The sequence below is a fragment of the Pseudomonas sp. MAG002Y genome (assembly GCF_019400845.1).
GTDB classification, from domain to species: Bacteria; Pseudomonadota; Gammaproteobacteria; order Pseudomonadales; family Pseudomonadaceae; genus Chryseomonas; species Chryseomonas luteola.
The window spans coordinates 385,809-405,131 of the sequence record NZ_WOEJ01000001.1 but is presented as its reverse complement, the minus strand read 5'-3'; the positions used below and the strand labels follow the sequence as shown (position 1 = coordinate 405,131).

The following is a 19,323-nucleotide window of genomic DNA, read 5'->3' as shown; positions in this document are numbered from 1 at the left end:
TACACTTTGATTTGTTGTAGACGCCGCGATTCAAGGAGATGGCTTTGGCTACGTCGCCAGATTTCCTCGCTGCACCGCTTGTGGTCCAGCTTACCGATAGTCACCTGTTTTCCTCTCCCGAGGGGCGCCTGTTGGGGTTGGATACCCGCTATAGCCTGGAACAGGTTGTAGAGCGCGTACGAGCCGAGCAGCCGACGATAGACCTGATACTGGCCAGCGGAGACCTGGCACAGGAAAGTACGCCCGAGGCCTACCAGTCCTTCAAGGAGCTTACGGCTTGCCTTGATGCGCCTGCCCGCTGGTTGCCGGGCAACCATGACAAGGTCAAGGTAATGCAAACCTTCTGTGCCGGAACAGACCTCATGGACCCCGTGCTCGATATGGGGCAGTGGCGGCTGATCATGCTGGATTCGACTATTAATGGTGCCGTGCCCGGGCGGTTCGACCAGGAGCAGCTCGAGCTGCTCGAAAAGGCACTGAGCGAAGCACCGGATCGACACGTGCTGGTGTCTTTCCATCACCACCCTGTTCAGGTGGGCTGCCAGTGGATGGAGCCGTTAGGGGTTCTCAATCCTGAGGCGCTTTTTGAAGTGCTGGATCGGTATTCGCAGGTGCGCGTCATTCTCTGGGGCCATATCCATCAGGAATTCGATCAGATACGTAACGGCGTACGCCTGTTGGCATCACCGTCAACAGGGCTGCAGTTTGAGCCGAACAGCATTGATTTCAAAGTGGGCATGCAAGCCCCGGGCTACCGCTGGCTCAGGCTATTACCGGACGGTACGATTGAAACCGGCATCTCGCGGGTAGAGGGTGTGGATTTTAATGTGGATTTCCAGGGCAGTGGTTATTAGCCGATAGGCCTTCAAGAGGAGGCAAAAAAAGGTTAATATAGCACTGGTTATTTATACAGGATTAACCAGTGCCTTCTGTACTGTATATCCACGGCTTCAATAGCTCGTCGGCTTCCCTCAAAGCCCGCCAGCTCCATGCCTGCATGCAGCGGCTCGGCCTGCAGGGGTGCGTTCGCGTGCCTGATCTTCATTATGACCCTGTCATTGCCATGTCTCAGCTTGAGACATCTCTGGCTGCTTTGGACCAGCCTTTACTGGTCGGCAGTTCATTAGGCGGCTACTATGCCACCGTTCTTGCCGAGCGTTATGGCCTGAAGGCCCTACTGGTTAATCCGGCAGTGCGCCCCTGGCGTTTGATCGATGCTTATCGGGGGCCGCAGAAAAACTATTACAGCGGTGAGGAGTGGGTATTGACGGACGCTCACGTTGACGCGCTGGCGGCGCTCGATGTGGGCGCGCCTCAGGATCCTTCCCGCTACCAGGTGTGGCTGCAGACGGCTGACGAGACGCTCGACTATCGCGACGCCCAGGCGCTTTATCAAGGATGTGCATTGCGCATCGAAGCGGGTGGAGACCATGGTTTCCAGAACTTCGCTGAAAAGCTGCCTTCGCTATTGTCCTTTGCCGGTTTCTCGCCTGTCTTGTGGCATGGCATCGATTTTTCGACTTTCAAATAGAGATTATGGCCCAGCAAAACGCCTATACCGCAGAAGCTATCGAGGTCCTGTCCGGACTGGATCCGGTGCGCAAGCGCCCGGGCATGTACACCGACACGACTCGTCCCAATCACCTGGCGCAGGAAGTGATCGACAACAGTGTCGACGAGGCGCTGGCCGGTCATGCCCGTAGTGTGCAGGTCATCCTTCATGAGGATAACTCCCTGGAAGTGCTCGATGACGGCCGTGGTATGCCGGTCGACATCCATCCGGAAGAAGGCGTTTCAGGCGTCGAATTGATTCTGACCAAGCTGCACGCCGGCGGTAAGTTTTCCAACAAGAACTACCAGTTCTCCGGTGGCTTGCACGGGGTGGGTATTTCTGTAGTGAATGCGCTGTCCACCCGTGTCGAGATCAAGGTCAAGCGTGATGGCAGCGAGTATGCCATGGCATTTGCCGATGGCTTCAAGGCGAGTGAGCTGGCCGTAGTGGGCAGTGTCGGCAAGCGCAACACCGGCACCAGCGTTCATTTCTGGCCTGACCCCAAATACTTTGACTCGCCAAAGTTTTCTGTCAGCCGGTTGAAGCATATTCTCAAGGCAAAGGCCGTGCTCTGCCCTGGCCTTGCGGTCAGTTTCGAGGACAAGGCCAGCGGTGAGCGCATCGAGTGGCATTATGAAGATGGCCTGCGCTCCTATCTGGTTGATGCGGTAGGTGACGCCTTACGCCTGCCGGAGGCTCCGTTCTTCGGCAGCCTGGCGTCAGACAAGGAAGCCGTCGATTGGGCGCTTTTGTGGCTGCCCGAAGGCGGCGAGTCGGTTCAGGAAAGCTACGTCAACCTGATTCCTACAGCCCAGGGCGGAACGCACGTCAATGGTCTGCGTCAGGGGCTGCTCGACGCCATTCGTGAGTTCTGCGAGTTTCGCAATCTTTTGCCGCGTGGTCTCAAGCTTGCGCCCGAGGATATCTGGGAGCGCATCGCCTTCGTCCTGTCGATGAAGATGCAGGAGCCTCAGTTCTCTGGTCAGACCAAGGAGCGTCTCTCCTCGCGTGAGGCTTCGGCGTTCGTCTCGGGCGTCGTTAAGGATGCCTTCAGCCTTTGGCTCAATGCCAATCCGGAGCTGGGTCTGCAAGTCGCTGAGCTGGCCATTAATAATGCCGGGCGTCGTCTGAAGGCTGGCAAGAAGGTTGAGCGTAAGAAGATCACTCAAGGCCCCGCACTGCCCGGTAAGCTCGCGGACTGCGTAGGGCAGGAGCCGCTGCGCTGTGAGCTGTTCCTGGTTGAAGGGGACTCAGCAGGCGGTAGCGCCAAGCAGGCTCGCAATAAGGAGTTTCAGGCGATCATGCCGTTGCGCGGCAAGATCCTGAACACCTGGGAAGTCGACGGTGGTGAGGTTCTGGGTAGCCAGGAGGTTCATGACATCGCGGTTGCGATTGGCGTGGACCCCGGTGCTGCGGACCTTTCCCAGCTACGGTACGGTAAAATCTGCATCCTGGCGGATGCCGACTCTGACGGTCTGCATATCGCCACGCTGCTGTGTGCACTGTTTGTGCGCCACTTCCGACCGTTGGTGGAGGCCGGGCATGTCTATGTCGCCATGCCTCCCCTGTATCGGATTGACCTGGGTAAGGAGGTCTACTATGCGCTGGATGAGGCCGAGCGAGACGGTATCCTTGATCGCCTTGCGGCCGAGAAGAAGCGTGGCAAGCCACAGGTGACCCGATTCAAGGGACTGGGTGAGATGAACCCGCTTCAGTTGCGTGAGACCACGATGGATCCCAATACGCGACGGCTGGTGCAGCTTACCCTCGAGGACACCCCTGGGACGCTCGAAATCATGGATATGCTGTTGGCAAAAAAACGCTCTGGGGATCGCAAAAGCTGGCTGGAGAGCAAGGGGAACCTGGCTGAGGTGCTTGTTTGAGTAAGCATTGGCGCCTGTGGGCTCTATTAATACTGCTAGGTCTCGGTTTGCAGCAGGCCAGGGCAGCGGAAGAGCTGCGCCTGGAAGCAGAATATCCTGTGGAAGGGATGCGAGGCGGCAATCTGTCCGGTCTGGCACTGTGCAAGGGTGAATTCTGGACGGTATCGGATCGCGACGATGACCAATATTATCGTCTGGACTCGAGCGGCGAGATCTGGAAGGCCGAAGCTCATCCGATTTCGGCGGGCCCTCCGCCTTCAGCAGGGCTGCCTTGGAACCTTCGCCTGTTTGTCCGCCTAGCGGAGTACAAGCGAGGCGGGACGGTCGATCTTGAGGGCATCACCTGTGATGAGGCGGGTAACCGTTATCTGGTCAGCGAAGGATACGCGGCAGTATTGCTCGATCCTGTGCAGGGTGGTCAGTCCTGGCTGAAGCTGCCTTGGAACCTGATGTCACAGGCAAACCGTCATGGTCTTCTTACACACTTCAATTCCATTTATGAAGGTGTCTCTGTAAGCCCGGATGGCCAGCAGATCTGGCTGGCAGCAGAGCGGCAGCGCCGCGGAATCCTGACGCTGTTCAAGCAGGGCGATAAGTGGGTCTGCCATGGTAGCTGCGTCATGTTTGCCGAGGGGGGGACCACACCGATTCCGCCTGCGTTGGGTAAGCGCGGCCCGTTACCTGTCGACTTTTCCGACATGGTCTATTACCACGGAAAGCTCTTTACCCTGGAGCGTGCGGCTCATCAACTCTGTCGTCGTAGCGCTGAGTCGGGTATTGCCGAACGCTGTTGGTCATTAGCTAAAACACTGCTGGCCCCTGTTCGGCATTACCGGCAGAACTGGGGATTGGCCGAGGCGCTATGGATAGACGAGCGAGGCGCCTGGATTGGCCTGGATACCGGTGATCTGGCGCGCGAGGATGGTGACAAGCGGCCTTACGTTCTGCATTACGCTGCACCCGCCGCGGGCTGGGACGCACCGTGAGTCATCAGACGGCAGGCCAGCGTGCCGGACGCGTCATGCTCTTTCTTGCGTGGGGGGCAGGGCTATGGCTCTTGGCGCACTGGTTTGGCGGCCTTGAGCTGCAGCGGCAGAACCCTAATCAGGTGCCTGTTTCCCAGCACGGCGATGGCTATATCGAGGTTAGTCTGGCCGGTAATGGTGCAGGACACTTTCTGGCCAACGGATCGCTGAATGGCAAGGACGTCACCTTTGTAGTCGATACGGGCGCAACTGATGTTGCCCTGTCAGCTGAGCTGGCGGCCACGCTGAAACTGCCCCATGGCGGCCCTGTTCTGTTGAGCACAGCCAATGGTCGGGCCGAAGGCTGGCGTACCCGTATCAATGAGCTTCGATTGGGCGATATCGTGCTGCACGACGTACGTGCGCTGGTTGCGCCCAATATCGATGGTGATCAGGTGCTGCTTGGTATGAGCGCCCTGCGCCAACTTGAATTCACCCAGCGCGGCGGCACCTTGCTGCTGCGCCAGTATACGAAACAAGAGTAAACCGCATGAGCGACTCTCTCGATCTGAGTATGGACGGTGTAGAACGCCGTTCGCTGGCCGATTTTACCGAGCAGGCGTACCTGAATTATTCCATGTACGTCATCATGGACCGAGCCCTTCCTCATATCGGCGACGGTTTGAAGCCTGTGCAGCGGCGCATCATTTATGCGATGAGCGAGCTTGGCCTGAGCGCCGATGCCAAGCACAAAAAGTCAGCCCGTACCGTAGGTGATGTGCTGGGTAAGTACCATCCGCATGGCGACAGTGCCTGCTACGAGGCCATGGTGCTCATGGCGCAGCCATTCTCCTACCGGTATCCACTGGTTGATGGCCAAGGCAACTGGGGCGCCCCTGACGATCCCAAGTCGTTTGCCGCCATGCGTTATACCGAGGCGCGGCTGTCCCGCTATTCCGAAGTCCTGCTGACTGAGCTGGGGCAGGGTACTGTGGATTGGGTGCCCAATTTCGACGGCACCATGGATGAGCCCGCGGTATTGCCTGCTCGGCTGCCCAATCTGTTGCTCAACGGCACGACCGGTATCGCCGTAGGGATGGCTACCGATATTCCTCCCCATAACCTTCGGGAAGTCGCCGCCGCGTGTATCCGTCTGCTGGATGAGCCGCAGTCAACGGTTAATCAGTTGACCGAGCATGTACCAGGTCCGGATTTTCCGACCGAGGCAGAGATCGTCACCCCACGTGCGGATCTTCTGAAGCTTTACGAGACAGGTCGCGGCTCCGTACGCATGCGTGCCGTATACCGCAAGGAAGATGGCGAGGTTGTCATCACAGCGCTGCCGCATCAGGTGTCGGGCGCCAAGGTGCTGGAGCAGATCGCTGCCCAGATGCAAGCCAAAAAGTTGCCGATGGTCGCTGACCTGCGTGACGAATCCGACCATGAAAACCCGACCCGTATTGTTGTGGTGCCACGCTCCAATCGGGTCGACCTCGACGAGCTGATGCAGCATCTGTTTGCCACAACCGATCTGGAGTCCAGCTATCGCGTAAACCTCAACGTGATCGGGTTGGATGGCAAGCCGCAGGTCAAGAACCTTCGGCAGGTATTGGGTGAGTGGTTGACGTACCGTATCGGCACTGTACGCCGTCGCCTGCAGTTCCGTCTGGACAAGGTCGAGCGCCGCTTGCATCTGCTCGAAGGTTTGATGATCGCCTTCCTCAATCTGGACGAAGTGATTCATATCATCCGTACCGAGGAGCAGCCCAAGGCTGTACTGATGGCTCGTTTCGGGTTGAGCGAGACCCAGGCTGACTACATCCTCGATACCCGGCTGCGTCAGCTGGCGCGCCTGGAGGAAATGAAGATCAAGAGCGAGCAGGACGAACTCCTCAAAGAGCAGAAGCGACTTCAAGGGCTATTAGGCAGCGACAAGAAGCTACGCAAGCTGGTGCGCGATGAGCTGATCCAGGATGCCGAGGCGTATGGCGATGAGCGGCGTTCGCCGATTGTCGAGCGTGCGGAAGCGCGCGCGTTGTCTGAAACCGAACTTATGCCTACTGAGCCGGTAACGGTTGTCCTGTCTGAAAAGGGATGGGTTCGCAGCGCCAAAGGGCACGACATCGATGCCACCGGCCTTTCCTACAAGGCGGGAGATGGATTCAAGGCCGCGGCGCCAGGGCGATCCAATCAGTTTGCCGTCTTTATCGACTCCACAGGGCGAAGCTATTCACTGGCTGCACATTCGCTGCCTTCTGCGCGGGGACAAGGTGAGCCCTTGACGGGGCGTCTTACGCCGCCGCCGGGCGCTACGTTCGAAACGGTACTTCTGCCGGATGACGGGCAGCTGTATGTCATGGCATCCGATGCAGGATATGGGTTCGTTGTCAAAGGCGAAGATCTGCAGGCCAAGAACAAGGCGGGCAAGGCCTTGATTAACTTGCCGGCGGGGGCGCAGGTCATGGTGCCTAAGGTGGTTCGCAATGCTGAGCAGGATCTGCTTGCAGCAGTTACGACTGAAGGGCGTCTGCTGGTCTTCAATGTGTCTGATCTGCCTCAGCTGGCCAAGGGTAAAGGCAACAAGATCATTGGGATTCCCGGTGATAAGGTCGCCAGTCGTGAGGAGTACATGGTGGGCTTTGCCATCGTACCGCCAGGTGGTCAGCTGGTGTTGCAGGCAGGCAAGCGGACCCTGTCCCTCAAGGGCGATGACCTTGAGCATTACAGAGGTGAGCGCGGGCGTCGCGGCAACAAACTGCCACGCGGTTTCCAGCGTGTTGATGCCTTGGGTGTCGAGATTTGATCGGATTGGCTGGAAGACGGCGTAAAATTCTAGGATGATTCGCCGTCTGTTTTCGTCCGACGTAATCGGTTTCAGCCAGGACGTGGCTCGACAGTAGGTACTCAATGAAGCGAACGTGTTTGATGGCATTGCTTGCAGCTACCATGACCTTGGGTCTGGGCGGCTGCGCTAGCCTATATCCGGCTCATTATTATCAGCTGGACAGCGGGACGGCTTCGGTCCCCAAAACCAGGGCCGGCACCGCCGTGCAAATTCGCAGCCTGAACATTGCCAATTATCTGCAGCACGACACCCTGCTGCAGCGGCACCCCGATGGTTCCTTATCGGACAGCAAGGCGCGCTGGGCAGGCTCTCTCACTGATGATATGCAGCATGTACTGCTCCGTCAGATGGCGTGGCGTCTCAACAGTAACAGGATCGTGATAGGAGATGCCCCCGAAGGGTACAAACCTGAGATCATGGTTGAACTGGAGATTTCTCGCCTGGACTCCGGCCCGAAGCAGTCTGCTGTGCTCGATGCACGCTGGCATCTGCTGGATAGTAATGAAAAGCTCAGGGACAGTCGGATGGTTCACCTTGAGGAGAATCACAACGGAACAGAAGCAGATCAGGTCAGAGCCCAGAGCCTTCTGTTGCAGCAGCTGGCCAAGCAGCTATCCGGTGCGGTCACTGCGGCTGAGCAGGCTTCCAGGAAGGCCGCCAAGTCATCTTCCAGGCAGTCCAGGACACAAGTGGCTCAAGAAGTTGAGGCACCTGCAAAGCTTCCCAAGATCATTCCCATTCGTACGGGTGCGGAAGTTTATCGCTTCTAAATGTGACGTTTTTCGGGTCCGCCATTGCACGTGGCGGACTTAAAGGCGTCAATAGGCAATCCTGACGATAGATCGAGATGCCTTATGAAGCTTCCCTTGTTTCCCCTGTCGACCACACTTTTTCCAGGCTGCCCCTTGGATCTGCAGCTGTTCGAGCCTCGCTACCTCGACATGATCAGTCGCTGTCTCAAGCAGAACATCGGTTTTGGTGTGGTGACTATCCTTGAAGGAGAGGAAGTGGGTGCTGCACCAACCCGTCTAGGAGGCTTCGGTTGTGAAGCGGTAGTCAGGGACTGGCAGCAGCAGTCCAATGGGTTGCTGGGCGTCAGGGTCGAGGGTGTACGGCGGTTTCGACTGTTGGATACCGAAGTTCAGGATGATCAGCTGACTATAGGTATGGTTGAATGGTTGGACGAGCCGGCCGAGCGCCCTTTGAGCGATCAGCATGATGACTTGGCGGCCCTGTTGCAGGCATTGGCCGAGCATCCTATGGTGGCTGCGCTGGACCTGGATGGGACGGCCAGTGGGCAGCGCGAATTGGGTTACCAGCTAGGATACCTGCTGCCTTTTACGCCTGATCAGAAAAACGAGCTGCTTTCGCTCGACGATCCAGGTGAGCGCCTGGATCGCCTTCATGAACTGCTGTCCAGCCTGCAGGAGTGAGGTGGGCTATTACGTAGCAGGCATATAGCGTTCTATGGCAACCGGCAAGGCCCAGGCGGCTGCAAAGGTGAAGACCGCGAGTATGATTGGAATGAATATCCACCAGAAGCGAAGCGTCAGCGGCTGAAGCCTTGCCTGCCGTTGCATGACAGCCAGACTCAGGGCGCAGAAACTGCCCGCCAACAGTGCTCCTGCCAGGACATCGGTGGGCCAATGCACGCCTAGGTAGACACGCGTTGTGGCAATCGTGAGAGCGGGCAGGGCGGCTACGGCTAGCCATGTCAGTCTCACTCGCGGGGATTGGCCGCGCGAGACAAGAATACCCAGGGTCAGGAAGAAGGCAAACGATGCCGAGCTATGTCCGCTAGGCAAACTATAGGTTGTCAGTGGTTCGGCCAGGATGTCTGGACGCGCTCGCGCCAGCAGGTTTTTCAGTGTGCCGTTGGCTACCGCAGTTCCCAGCAATGAGCCCAGGGAAAAGAACATACCGCGCCACTGGCGCATCGCTCCCAGCAGCGCGATCAGAATGATTGCCGCAACCAATTGGGTTCGGAAGTCGCCCAGGCGGGTAATGATGACCGCAACACTGTTCAGGTAGGGCTGCCGGTGCTCCTGAACGAGGGTCATGATGCCTTCATCCAGCGAACGCAAATGCTGCCAGCCCAGTAACAAGGCAAGCAGAAGCACAAAGGTCAGCACAGCAATCATGAGGGTCGAGCCGCTGCGCTCGCGCAAGGTGGCATGCATGATGAATACAAGCAAAACGGCTGCACTGCCGGCTATGATTCCGGCTTGGGGCCAGAAGTCAGGCGGCAGAGGAAGGCGAAAGGCCGCACCGGTCATCCAGCCCGGGAGCAGGTATACAACCGACCAGCCTGCCGCGGCGATGAGGCTGACGACCGTAAAGCGGATGACAGGCATGTCCAGCATTCCGGCAATCATGGGCAGCATGGGCCTCAGCGGCCCAATGAAGCGGCCTATCAACAAGCTGGTAATGCCGTTGCGCTGGAAAAAGGTCTCCGCTGACGAAATCCATTCTGGATGGGTGCGCAGCCCGGGAAGGCTCCGGATATTCTGATGGAATCGTCTGCCCAGATAATACGAGGCGGCATCCCCCAGCAGACCACCCAGGTAGCCCAGGATAAGAGTCTCGCTAAGACCCAGCACACCGCTGCCTGCCAGTACGCTGATGCCAAACAGGGCAAAGGTGCCAGGCACCAGTAGGCCTGCCAGTGCGAGGCACTCGAGAAAGGCCGTGATGAATACGGCAGCTCCCAACCAATGGGGATGCGCACTTAACCAGGCATTCAGGTCGGCAAGAAAGGCTGTCATGAGAGAGAGGGTAGGTCCTTTGCTATAACGCGTTTTCGACTAATCTGGCGATGAGCGGTTCAGTAGGCGTTATGTGGAATAGGAACCGGTTCGCCGTCTCGATAATACCCAGGCGCTTCCGTTTCGGGTCCAGGGCTGAAGCGTTAAAGCTTTTCAATCTATGACGGCTGCATGTCATGACTGTCCGTCTTGGGTTTACCCCGGTATAATTGTTTAATTTTCAGCCAAACTCATTTTTGCCATGACCGAGTCCGTGCACGACTATATGACCCGCTTGGGCCGTGCGGCCCGTGAAGCTTCGCGCCTTTTGGCCAGAGCTTCGACTGCACAGAAGAACAATGCGCTTCTATCTGTTGCAGATGCGCTGGATCGTGCGCGACCGTTACTGGTTGAGGCCAATGAGAGAGATCTGGCTGCAGGTCGCGTAGCAGGACTCGACTCAGCACTGCTGGATCGTCTGGCGCTGACCCCAGCGCGTATCGATGGCATGATCGCTGGATTACGTCAGGTCGCCGCCTTGCCGGATCCTGTGGGTGCTATCCGTGATATGAGCTATCGCCCTTCAGGTATCCAGATCGGTAAGATGCGTGTCCCGTTGGGTGTCATTGGCATCATTTACGAGTCACGTCCCAATGTGACCATCGATGCGGCCAGCCTGTGTCTGAAGTCCGGTAATGCCACAATTCTGCGAGGTGGCTCCGAAGCCATTCACTCCAATCGGGCCATTGCGCTGTGCATCCAGGAAGGGCTTGCTTCGGCAGGACTGCCGGCAGCAGCGGTTCAGGTTGTCGAAACAACGGATCGTGCTGCGGTTGGTGCCCTGATCACCATGCCCGAATATGTAGATGTGATCGTTCCCCGGGGCGGTAAAGGGCTGATCGAGCGAATCAGTCAGGATGCTCGGGTGCCTGTGATCAAGCACCTGGATGGTATCTGCCATGTTTATGTGGACGAGCATGCCGATCTGGAAAAGGCGCATCGCATTGCACTCAATGCCAAGTGCTATCGCTATGGTATCTGCGGGGCGATGGAAACTCTTCTGGTGCAAGCCGCAGTTGCCAATGCCTTTTTGCCGAACATGGCTGCCTCGTTGCGGGAAAAGGGGGTGGAACTCAGGGGATGTGAGCGCACGCGTGATATCATCGATGCCGTTCCTGCCCATGATGCGGACTGGAGTACTGAATATCTGGCTCCTGTGCTGTCAATCAAGGTAGTGGCCGACATCGAAGAGGCTATTACACATATTAACCATTATGGCTCGCATCACACCGATGCCATTGTAACGGAGCACTTGGGTCGTTCGCGGCAGTTCCTGGCGGAAGTGGATTCAAGTTCCGTGATGGTCAATGCGCCCACATGCTTTGCCGACGGGTTTGAATATGGACTCGGCGCAGAAATCGGAATTTCGACCGACAAGCTGCATGCCCGCGGACCGGTAGGGCTGGAAGGTCTTACCAGCGAAAAGTATATCGTCCTTGGTGACGGGCAAGTTCGTTCTTGATGGTCACACGTATCGGATTGTTCGGCGGCACTTTCGATCCGATTCACATCGGCCATTTGCGCAGTGCGCTGGAAGTGGCCGAACAGCTCGGGCTTGATGAGTTGCGGCTGATTCCCGGGGCGCGTCCACCTCATCGTAACGCTCCGCAGGTTTCGGCTCAGCAGCGGTTAGAAATGGTCAGGTTGGCCGTTGAAGGTGTCGAGTATTTGCGTGTGGATGATATTGAGTTTCGACGTGAACGCCCCTCCTATACGATCGAAACGCTTGAAGCGCTGCGCCGGGATATGGGGCCACATGTACAGCTTTTACTGATGTTGGGCTGGGACGCCTTCTGTGGATTGCCAGGATGGCATCGATGGACTGAACTCCTGGATCATTGCCACATTCTGGTCCTGCAGCGTCCCGATGCGGACAGCGAGCCACCCCAGGCACTCTGTGATCTGATCGCTGCGCGTACGCAGTCCGACCCGCAGGCGCTTTCTGGTCCAGCGGGGCAGATCACCTACATCTGGCAGACGCCCCTGGCGGTATCTGCCACTCAAATACGGGGCCTGCTTGCTGCAGGAAAGTCGGTACGTTTCCTCGTGCCAGACGCGGTAATGAACTATATCGAAACGCACGGCCTGTACCGTGCTACGACTTGAATATGAGGTTTATACGTAGTTATGCAAAGTGAACAACTCGTTCAGCTCGCGGTTGACGCGCTGGAAGACATGAAAGCCCAAGACATTACCGTGCTGGATGTGCGCGACAAGACCAGCGTCACAGATGTCATGGTTATTGCCAGCGGCACCTCGAGCCGTCATGTGAAATCACTGGCGGATAACGTTGTGGAAAAGGTCAAGAAGAACGGCGTCCAGCCCTTGGGTAGTGAAGGGTTGGAAGCAGGTGAATGGGCACTGCTGGATTTGGGTGACGTTGTGGTGCACGTCATGTTGCCGGCTACCCGTGAATTTTATGATCTGGAGCGCCTCTGGCGCGGTGCAGAGCAAAGTCGCGCAGCCCATGGCGAGTAAGTGATATCGTGCGTGTGCGATTGATTGCTGTCGGCTCGCGCATGCCGCGTTGGGTCGAAGAAGGCTGGCAAGAGTACGTCAAACGTCTCCCGCCTGAACTGCCTCTGGAGCTGGTGGAAATTCCACTTAATACCCGAGGCAAGAATGCTGATGTGGCCAGACTTATCCGTCAGGAAGGTGAAGCCATGTTGGCAAAGGTTCAGCCTGGAGAGCGTATAGTAACGCTGGAGGTGGGCGGTCGACCGTGGAGCACGGAGCAACTGGCCGAAACACTTTCCCGCTGGCGACTTGATGCCCGTAACGTCAATCTCATGGTCGGTGGCCCGGAAGGGCTCGCGCCGGAGGTCATGGCGCGCAGTGAGCAGCGTTGGTCATTGTCACCCTTGACCTTGCCTCACCCGCTTGTACGTATTCTGGTCGGCGAGCAGATTTATCGAGCCTGGACGCTTTTGGCTGGGCACCCTTACCACAAGTAATCTCGTTTCCACTCGTCGATGCCGCAACCGATTCGTCTCAAGGACCACGAAAAAGACGCTCGCCAGGTCCGTTCGCGCGTGTTCATCGGCATGGCCGTGATTGCGTTTTTGTCGTGCCTGCTGGTAGCGCGTATGTACTACCTGCAGGTTATGCAGTACGACTATCACTCTACGCTTTCTGAAAACAACCGCGTGCATGTTCAGCCGATTCCGCCGACGCGGGGGCTGATCTATGACCGAAACGGGGTCATTCTGGCGGATAACAGACCCAGCTTTAGCCTGACCGTGACACGGGAGCGGGCAGGTGACTGGAAGAAGACCCTCGACACGGTTGTTGAGGTGCTGGGGCTGCAACCCGAGGACAAGGAGCTTTTCGAAAAGCGAATGAAGCAGGGGCGGCGGCCTTTCGAGCCGGTTCCCATCCTGTTTGAGCTGACTGAAGACCAGATTGCCCGTATTGCAGTCAACCAGTTCAGATTGCCGGGCGTCGATGTCGCTGCCCAATTGGTACGGCATTATCCTCTGGGTGAGCACTTTGCGCATTCGGTTGGATATGTCGGCCGTATCAACGAGCAAGAGCTGAAAAAGCTGGATCCGGTCAACTACAGCGGTACCCACCATATCGGCAAGACCGGCATCGAACGGTTCTATGAAAGCGAGCTTCATGGACAAGTAGGGTATGAAGAAGTCGAAACCAATGCGCGGGGGCGCGTGCTGCGTGTTCTGAATCGTACCGATCCAAAGCCTGGAAAGGATATCGTTCTGACGCTGGATGCCAACCTGCAGGCCGCTGCGGAGAAGGCTCTGGGAGGACGACGTGGAGCCATAGTCGCTATCCAGCCACGTACTGGGGAAGTGCTGGCCATGGTCAGTCAGCCCAGCTATGACCCCAATCTGTTCGTGGCCGGCATCAGTTTCAAGGACTATGCAGAGCTTCGTGACTCCATTGACCGGCCACTGTATAACCGCGTCTTGCGCGGTTTATATCCGCCAGGCTCCACCATCAAGCCTGCTGTAGCACTGTCTGGGTTGGATGCCGGTGTGGTGACACCCAGTACCCGGGTATTTGACCCGGGCTATTACCAGCTGCCCAATTACGATCACAAATATCGCAACTGGAACCACAGTGGTGATGGATGGGTGGATCTCGAAACCGCCATCATGCGTTCCAATGACACTTATTTCTATGATCTTGCCCACAAGATCGGCATAGATCGGCTGCATGATTACCTGAGCCGTTTTGGCGTTGGGCAGCGGGTCTCGCTGGATATGTTCGAGGAGGCCTCGGGCCTGATGCCCTCTCGGGAGTGGAAACGTGTCACGCGCCGTCAGGTGTGGTTCCCCGGTGAGACACTGATCCTGGGAATTGGCCAGGGCTATATGCAGACAACGCCTTTGCAATTGGCTCAGGTCACCAGCCTCATTGCCACCCACGGTAAGTGGATTCGCCCGCATTTGGCCAAAACCATTGAAAATCAAAAGCCCGTTGATCCAAACCCGATGCCGGATATCCTGCTCAAGGACCCTGCGAACTGGGAGCGCGTCACTCAGGGCATGGAGGCGGTAGTTCATGCCGCACGTGGTACAGCGCACAAGATGGGCGCTACTGCCGCTTACAGAATTGCAGGCAAGAGCGGTACTGCACAGGTGGTCGCGATTCGCCAGAACGAGCGTTACAATTCCGCCGCGCTCAAGGAACGCCACCGTGACCATGCGCTGTTCGTAGGATTTGCGCCAGCTGACAACCCACAGATAGCCATCTCCGTCATGGTTGAAAACGGAGAATCGGGCAGCGGGATTGCTGCTCCCGTACTTAAGGAAGTGGCTGATGCCTGGCTGCTGGATGAAAACGGTAAGCTCAAGGCTGAATACGCCAGACCGGTTGTTGCGGAGTCAACCAAGCCATGAACACTAACTTCGACCGGACGATACCCGAAGGCGACGTCATGCGCCGCCGCTCCACCCTGCTGCAGCGGATGCACATTGATGGCCCATTGCTGTTGATATTGCTCATGCTCGGGGCTGTCGGCCTGTTTGTACTCTACTCAGCAAGCGGTAAAAGCTGGGACTTGGTGATCAAACAGGGCACATCGTTCGGGCTGGGTCTGGTGGCCATGATCGTGATTGCACAATTCGAGCCCCGCTTCATGGCTCGCTGGGTGCCGTTGGGTTATCTCATTGGGGTGGCACTGCTGGTGGTCGTGGATGTCATGGGTCATAACGCCATGGGGGCTACCCGCTGGATCAATATTCCGGGAGTCATCCGTTTTCAGCCATCCGAATTCATGAAGCTGCTCATGCCCATGATGGTGGCCTGGTATCTGTCCAAGCGCAGCCTTCCCCCCAGCTTCAAGCATATTGTTGTCAGCCTGATCACAATCGGCATCCCCTTTGTGTTGATCCTTGATCAACCGGACCTTGGGACCGCCATGCTCATTCTCGCTTCGGGTGGCTTCGTCCTGTTCGTCGGAGGTATGCAGTGGCGCTGGCTTATCGGTGCAGTGGCGGCGGCGGCACCGGTTGCGGTAGCCATGTGGTTTTTCGTCATGCACGATTATCAGAAGCGGCGAGTACTAACGTTTCTGGATCCTGAAATGGACCCCCTAGGGTCTGGATGGAACATCATTCAGTCGAAAGCGGCCATTGGATCAGGTGGCGTATTTGGCAAAGGTTGGCTTCTGGGAACGCAATCTCATCTGGATTTTTTGCCCGAAAGCCATACGGACTTTATCATTGCCGTCCTCGGAGAAGAGTTCGGCATGGTCGGCGTATGTCTGCTGCTGTGCTTGTATCTGCTGCTGATAGGGCGAGGGCTGACGATTACCATCCAGGCGCAAACATTGTTTGGCAAGCTATTGGCTGGTAGCGTGACGATGACATTTTTCGTTTATGTCTTCATCAATATTGGCATGGTCAGCGGTTTGCTGCCCGTGGTTGGGGTGCCGTTACCGTTTATCAGCTATGGCGGTACGTCCGTTGTGACGTTGCTGTGCGGTTTTGGAGTTTTGATGGCGATCCACACACATCGGAAGTGGATCGCCCAATCGTGATTTAAGTGAAGGACGCAATGCTGACACCGTTTGGATGGATGGGCCGCTGCCTTCAGTGCTTCGGTCTGCTGGGAGCGATAGGGATTACGGGCGCCGCAACGGCCGGCGACTATGATGATTCGCCTCAGGTTGCCAGCTTCATCAACGAGATGACGCGCAACTATGGCTTTGCCGGACAGCAGCTAAAGGAGCTGTTCGGTGAAGTCGAGCGCAAGCAGAGTATTCTCGACGCCATTTCTCGTCCTGCGGAGCGAGTAAAGCCTTGGAGCGAGTACCGCCCTATTTTCGTAACCGACAAGCGCATCGATCAGGGCGTCACGTTCTGGAACGAAAATGCCGAGTCGCTGGCGAAGGCTGAGCGGGAATATGGCGTTCCGCCTCAATTCATCGTTGCCATCATTGGCGTCGAAACCTTCTATGGTCGAAACAAGGGCAACTACCGGGTGCTGGATGCGCTGTCGACGCTGGCCTTTGATTACCCTCAGCGAGCGCCATTCTTCAGAGATCAGCTGCGTGAATTCCTGCTTTTGAGTCGTGAGCAACAGTTCGATCCGCTCAGCTTGACCGGCTCCTATGCCGGTGCCATGGGCCTTCCGCAGTTCATGCCAGGCAGTTTCCGTGCCTACGCTGTAGATTTCGATAATAGTGGCCATATCGATATCTGGAACGACAAGGCCGACGCCATTGGCAGCGTCGCCAGCTATTTCAAACGCCACGGCTGGACTGCGGGTGGCAACGTGGCGGTGCGCGCTCAGGTACGTGGCGATAAAGTGGAACAGGGTGTCATTCAGGGTATCGAACCGGTTAAAAGCGTGGCAGAGTTGCGTGCGCTGGGCTGGAATCCATCCGAGCCGTTAAGGGATGACCTGCGTGTCACCTCATTCCGGCTGGACGGTGAGGCAGGTCCTGAATACTGGATGGGACTGCCCAATTTCTATGCAATCACACGCTACAACCGTAGCGTCATGTATGCCATGGCTGTAAATCAGCTGGCGGAGGCTATTGCTGAGCGTCATACGCATGGGGCGTCGCAATGAGTTATTTTAATCGCGGTTTGACCGCCGCAACCTGTCTTGCCCTGGCAGGGCTAGTGGCAAGTTGCTCAAGCCCATCCCCAAAAAGTCCGACCACCTATGGGGCCAATGCAAGTGCTGGTAGTTACTCACGCCCGCATAAGGACGGTGCTCCTTGGTGGGATGTGGATGTTTCACGTATTCCTGATGCCGTTCCGATGCCCAACTACGGGCCTATCAAGAACAACCCCTACACGGTGCTGGGCAAGACCTATTTCCCGCTGAACGATGCTACGAGCTATCGTGTCACCGGGACTGCCTCCTGGTATGGCACCAAGTTTCATGGTCAGGCCACGGCGAACGGCGAGACCTATGACCTCTATGGAATGACTGCCGCTCACAAGACCCTGCCGCTACCCAGCTACGTTCGTGTAACCAACCTGGATAATGGCAAAAGCGTTATCGTTCGGGTCAATGATCGTGGTCCGTTCTATTCAGATCGTGTGATTGACCTGTCTTTTGCGGCTGCCAAGAAGCTTGGTTATGCCGAGACAGGAACGGCCCATGTGCGTGTCGAGGGTATCGATCCGGCACAATGGTGGGCTCAGCAAGGCCGCCCGATGCCAATGGTGCTGGCGCAGCCGCAACGTGCGCCTGCCGCTCCGACACCTGTAAAACCACAGACAGTGGCTACGGTTGAAACCTATAATCCGCCTCCGCAACAGCATGCCGCGCCGGTTGTGCCGCTTGAGATCGACTCAAAAAAAAACGCTTCTGCACAAGCCGGTGGGCTGTATCTCCAGGTGGGCGCCTTCGCCAACCCGGACGCTGCGGAGCTCCTGAAGGACAAACTCAGCGAGCTGACAGCTGCCCCGGTCTTTATCAGCTCGGTCGTGCGCAACCAGCAGACTCTGCACCGCGTGAGACTCGGGCCGATCGGCACGCAGGGTGAGGCCAGTCAGCTGCAAAATACCGTGCGTCTTGCCAATCTGGGGCAAGCCTCGCTGGTACGTCCGGATTAGGAGCAAGGACGCTCTGTGTATATGCCCTCTGGGCTTGTTTAATTAGTCTGCTTAACCATTAGAGAGTCGGATGAACATCACCACCTTAGCTCAACGCGTCTTTTTGCTCGTTCTGCTCATCGCTGCGCCAGCCGCCTGGGCGGCCGAGCCGATGATTCCTTCGCCCCCGCAGCTTGCTGCCAAGTCCTGGGTTCTCATGGATGCGAGCAGTGGCCAGATCATCACGGAATATAATTCCGACCAGCGCCTGCCTCCAGCCAGTCTGACCAAGTTGATGACTGCCTACATCGCGACCTTGGAGATCCAGCGTGGCCGTATCAAGGAAAGCGATATGGTCAATGTGAGCGAGCATGCCTGGCGTACCGGTGGTTCCCGGATGTTCATTCAGGTGGGCAATCAGGTTTCGGTTAGCGATTTGCTCCACGGCATCATTATCCAGTCAGGCAACGACGCGAGCGTGGCCATGTCTGAGCATATTGCTGGCAGTGAAGACGCGTTCGCCGACATGATGAACACCACGGCGCAGCGCCTGGGAATGAGCAATACCCATTACATGAATGCTACGGGTCTGCCTAACCCGGACCATTACTCTTCTGCCCATGACATTGCCAAACTGTCTCGTGCAATCATCTATGAAGAGCCGACTCACTATGCCATTTACTCCCAGAAGGAGTTCTTCTGGAATAACATCAAGCAGCCTAACCGCAATCTGCTGCTATGGCGTGACAAGACCGTTGACGGTCTGAAGACCGGCCACACTGATGAAGCAGGCTATTGCCTGGCCGCCTCTGCTGTCCGTGACGGTATGCGCTTGATCGCGGTGGTATTCGGTACGAACAGTGAGCAGGCCCGTGCAGCCGAAACCCAGAAGCTTCTAACCTATGGTTTCCGCTTCTTCGAAACCCAGTCCTTCTACAAGAAGGGTGTAGAGCTTGCGCGTGCGCCGGTCTGGAAAGGCACCGAGCATGAGGTTTCAGCGGGTCTGGCAGACGACCTGACCATGACGCTGCCCCGCGGTCAGCTGAAAAAGCTGAAAGCTGAAATTGTTATGAACCCACAGATCACTGCACCGATTGCCAAAGGTCAGCCTATCGGCAAGGTGGAAGTGAAGCTGGATGACAAGGTCATGCACACTGCTGACCTGGTAGCCTTGCAGCCGGTCGAAGAAGGTGGTTTCTTCCGTAAGTTGTGGGATAGCATTCGTCTATTCTTCTACGGACTGTTCAACTGATCTC

General features: G+C 56.9%; 18 protein-coding genes. 17 read left to right on the top strand and 1 reads right to left on the bottom strand.

The genetic code is table 11. From position 1 onward, the window contains the following. The first annotated feature begins 38 nt into the window (after positions 1-38). The 8 genes from cpdA to GM154_RS01835 all read left to right on the top strand — a co-directional run bounded on the left by cpdA (position 39) and on the right by GM154_RS01835 (position 8,678). Entirely contained in the window at positions 39-854 is an 816-nt protein-coding gene (cpdA, locus tag GM154_RS01870; RefSeq protein WP_125887227.1) for a 3',5'-cyclic-AMP phosphodiesterase, read from the top strand. A 68-nt stretch (positions 855-922) separates the two neighbouring features. After that, the gene (locus tag GM154_RS01865) at positions 923-1,531 is read left to right on the top strand and encodes a YqiA/YcfP family alpha/beta fold hydrolase (protein ID WP_074823047.1); all 609 of its coding nucleotides are present in this window, start codon (positions 923-925) and stop codon (positions 1,529-1,531) included. A 5-nt stretch (positions 1,532-1,536) separates the two neighbouring features. Continuing rightward, positions 1,537-3,435, top strand: a complete 1,899-nt coding sequence (gene parE / locus GM154_RS01860; RefSeq protein ID WP_010797084.1) for a DNA topoisomerase IV subunit B — start codon at positions 1,537-1,539, stop codon at positions 3,433-3,435. Further along, positions 3,432-4,421: an esterase-like activity of phytase family protein gene (locus GM154_RS01855; RefSeq protein ID WP_219650755.1), complete on the top strand. Its 990-nt coding sequence runs from the start codon at positions 3,432-3,434 to the stop codon at positions 4,419-4,421. The genes parE and GM154_RS01855 overlap by 4 nt, the downstream gene beginning before the upstream one ends. Next, positions 4,418-4,945, top strand: coding sequence for a TIGR02281 family clan AA aspartic protease (locus GM154_RS01850; RefSeq protein WP_037030000.1), 528 nt, complete (start codon positions 4,418-4,420; stop codon positions 4,943-4,945). The genes GM154_RS01855 and GM154_RS01850 overlap by 4 nt, the downstream gene beginning before the upstream one ends. A 5-nt stretch (positions 4,946-4,950) precedes the next feature. Next, positions 4,951-7,203: a DNA topoisomerase IV subunit A gene (gene parC / locus GM154_RS01845; protein WP_219650754.1), complete on the top strand. Its 2,253-nt coding sequence runs from the start codon at positions 4,951-4,953 to the stop codon at positions 7,201-7,203. Positions 7,204-7,307: 104 nt separating this feature from the next. Continuing rightward, a complete protein-coding gene (locus tag GM154_RS01840; protein ID WP_219650753.1) occupies positions 7,308-8,015 on the top strand; it encodes a membrane integrity-associated transporter subunit PqiC in 708 nt (235 codons plus the stop codon). A gap of 84 nt (positions 8,016-8,099) precedes the next feature. Further along, positions 8,100-8,678, top strand: coding sequence for an LON peptidase substrate-binding domain-containing protein (locus GM154_RS01835; RefSeq protein WP_010797089.1), 579 nt, complete (start codon positions 8,100-8,102; stop codon positions 8,676-8,678). A 9-nt stretch (positions 8,679-8,687) separates the two neighbouring features. On the opposite strand, the gene GM154_RS01830 is transcribed toward GM154_RS01835, so the two are convergent. Continuing rightward, positions 8,688-10,010 carry a bifunctional DedA family/phosphatase PAP2 family protein gene (locus tag GM154_RS01830; RefSeq protein WP_010797090.1) on the bottom strand — a complete coding sequence of 441 codons (1,323 nt, stop codon included), beginning with the start codon at positions 10,008-10,010 and terminating at the stop codon, positions 8,688-8,690. A gap of 241 nt (positions 10,011-10,251) precedes the next feature. Between GM154_RS01830 and GM154_RS01825 the strand changes: the two genes are divergently transcribed. The 9 genes from GM154_RS01825 to GM154_RS01785 all read left to right on the top strand — a co-directional run bounded on the left by GM154_RS01825 (position 10,252) and on the right by GM154_RS01785 (position 19,319). Continuing rightward, entirely contained in the window at positions 10,252-11,511 is a 1,260-nt protein-coding gene (locus GM154_RS01825; protein WP_122043427.1) for a glutamate-5-semialdehyde dehydrogenase, read from the top strand. Then, positions 11,511-12,155, top strand: a complete 645-nt coding sequence (gene nadD, locus GM154_RS01820) for a nicotinate-nucleotide adenylyltransferase (RefSeq protein WP_010797092.1) — start codon at positions 11,511-11,513, stop codon at positions 12,153-12,155. Before GM154_RS01825 ends, nadD begins: the two co-directional genes overlap by 1 nt. A gap of 21 nt (positions 12,156-12,176) precedes the next feature. After that, positions 12,177-12,527: a ribosome silencing factor gene (gene rsfS, locus GM154_RS01815; RefSeq protein WP_010797093.1), complete on the top strand. Its 351-nt coding sequence runs from the start codon at positions 12,177-12,179 to the stop codon at positions 12,525-12,527. 8 nt (positions 12,528-12,535) lie between these two features. Further along, entirely contained in the window at positions 12,536-13,003 is a 468-nt protein-coding gene (gene rlmH, locus GM154_RS01810) for a 23S rRNA (pseudouridine(1915)-N(3))-methyltransferase RlmH (RefSeq protein ID WP_010797094.1), read from the top strand. A gap of 18 nt (positions 13,004-13,021) precedes the next feature. Further along, the gene (mrdA, locus tag GM154_RS01805; RefSeq protein WP_122043425.1) at positions 13,022-14,911 is read left to right on the top strand and encodes a penicillin-binding protein 2; all 1,890 of its coding nucleotides are present in this window, start codon (positions 13,022-13,024) and stop codon (positions 14,909-14,911) included. A gap of 38 nt (positions 14,912-14,949) precedes the next feature. After that, positions 14,950-16,053 (top strand): rod shape-determining protein RodA, encoded by a 1,104-nt coding sequence (rodA, locus tag GM154_RS01800; RefSeq protein ID WP_162493721.1) that lies wholly within the window; start codon positions 14,950-14,952, stop codon positions 16,051-16,053. 17 nt (positions 16,054-16,070) lie between these two features. Next, positions 16,071-17,090 (top strand): lytic murein transglycosylase B, encoded by a 1,020-nt coding sequence (gene mltB / locus GM154_RS01795; protein ID WP_374940295.1) that lies wholly within the window; start codon positions 16,071-16,073, stop codon positions 17,088-17,090. Continuing rightward, on the top strand, positions 17,087-18,088 hold the full coding sequence (locus GM154_RS01790; protein WP_010797098.1) for a septal ring lytic transglycosylase RlpA family protein: 1,002 nt from the start codon (positions 17,087-17,089) through the stop codon (positions 18,086-18,088). The genes mltB and GM154_RS01790 overlap by 4 nt, the downstream gene beginning before the upstream one ends. Positions 18,089-18,158: 70 nt before the next feature. After that, positions 18,159-19,319 carry a D-alanyl-D-alanine carboxypeptidase family protein gene (locus GM154_RS01785; RefSeq protein ID WP_010797099.1) on the top strand — a complete coding sequence of 387 codons (1,161 nt, stop codon included), beginning with the start codon at positions 18,159-18,161 and terminating at the stop codon, positions 19,317-19,319. Positions 19,320-19,323: the final 4 nt, after the last annotated feature.

Excerpts from the sequence above, each read along its gene's own strand:
- GM154_RS01835 (WP_010797089.1), top strand. The coding sequence starts at position 8,100 with ATGAAGCTTCCCTTGTTTCCCCTGTCGACCACACTTTTTCCAGGCTGC.
- GM154_RS01840 (WP_219650753.1), top strand. The coding sequence starts at position 7,308 with ATGAAGCGAACGTGTTTGATGGCATTGCTTGCAGCTACCATGACCTTG.
- rodA (WP_162493721.1), top strand. The coding sequence starts at position 14,950 with ATGCGCCGCCGCTCCACCCTGCTGCAGCGGATGCACATTGATGGCCCA.
- GM154_RS01825 (WP_122043427.1), top strand. The coding sequence starts at position 10,252 with ATGACCGAGTCCGTGCACGACTATATGACCCGCTTGGGCCGTGCGGCC.
- GM154_RS01785 (WP_010797099.1), top strand. The coding sequence starts at position 18,159 with ATGAACATCACCACCTTAGCTCAACGCGTCTTTTTGCTCGTTCTGCTC.
- mltB (WP_374940295.1), top strand. The coding sequence starts at position 16,071 with ATGCTGACACCGTTTGGATGGATGGGCCGCTGCCTTCAGTGCTTCGGT.
- rsfS (WP_010797093.1), top strand. The coding sequence starts at position 12,177 with ATGCAAAGTGAACAACTCGTTCAGCTCGCGGTTGACGCGCTGGAAGAC.
- parC (WP_219650754.1), top strand. The coding sequence starts at position 4,951 with ATGAGCGACTCTCTCGATCTGAGTATGGACGGTGTAGAACGCCGTTCG.
- GM154_RS01790 (WP_010797098.1), top strand. The coding sequence starts at position 17,087 with ATGAGTTATTTTAATCGCGGTTTGACCGCCGCAACCTGTCTTGCCCTG.
- nadD (WP_010797092.1), top strand. The coding sequence starts at position 11,511 with ATGGTCACACGTATCGGATTGTTCGGCGGCACTTTCGATCCGATTCAC.
- GM154_RS01830 (WP_010797090.1), bottom strand. The coding sequence starts at position 10,010 with ATGACAGCCTTTCTTGCCGACCTGAATGCCTGGTTAAGTGCGCATCCC.
- parE (WP_010797084.1), top strand. The coding sequence starts at position 1,537 with ATGGCCCAGCAAAACGCCTATACCGCAGAAGCTATCGAGGTCCTGTCC.
- mrdA (WP_122043425.1), top strand. The coding sequence starts at position 13,022 with ATGCCGCAACCGATTCGTCTCAAGGACCACGAAAAAGACGCTCGCCAG.
- cpdA (WP_125887227.1), top strand. The coding sequence starts at position 39 with ATGGCTTTGGCTACGTCGCCAGATTTCCTCGCTGCACCGCTTGTGGTC.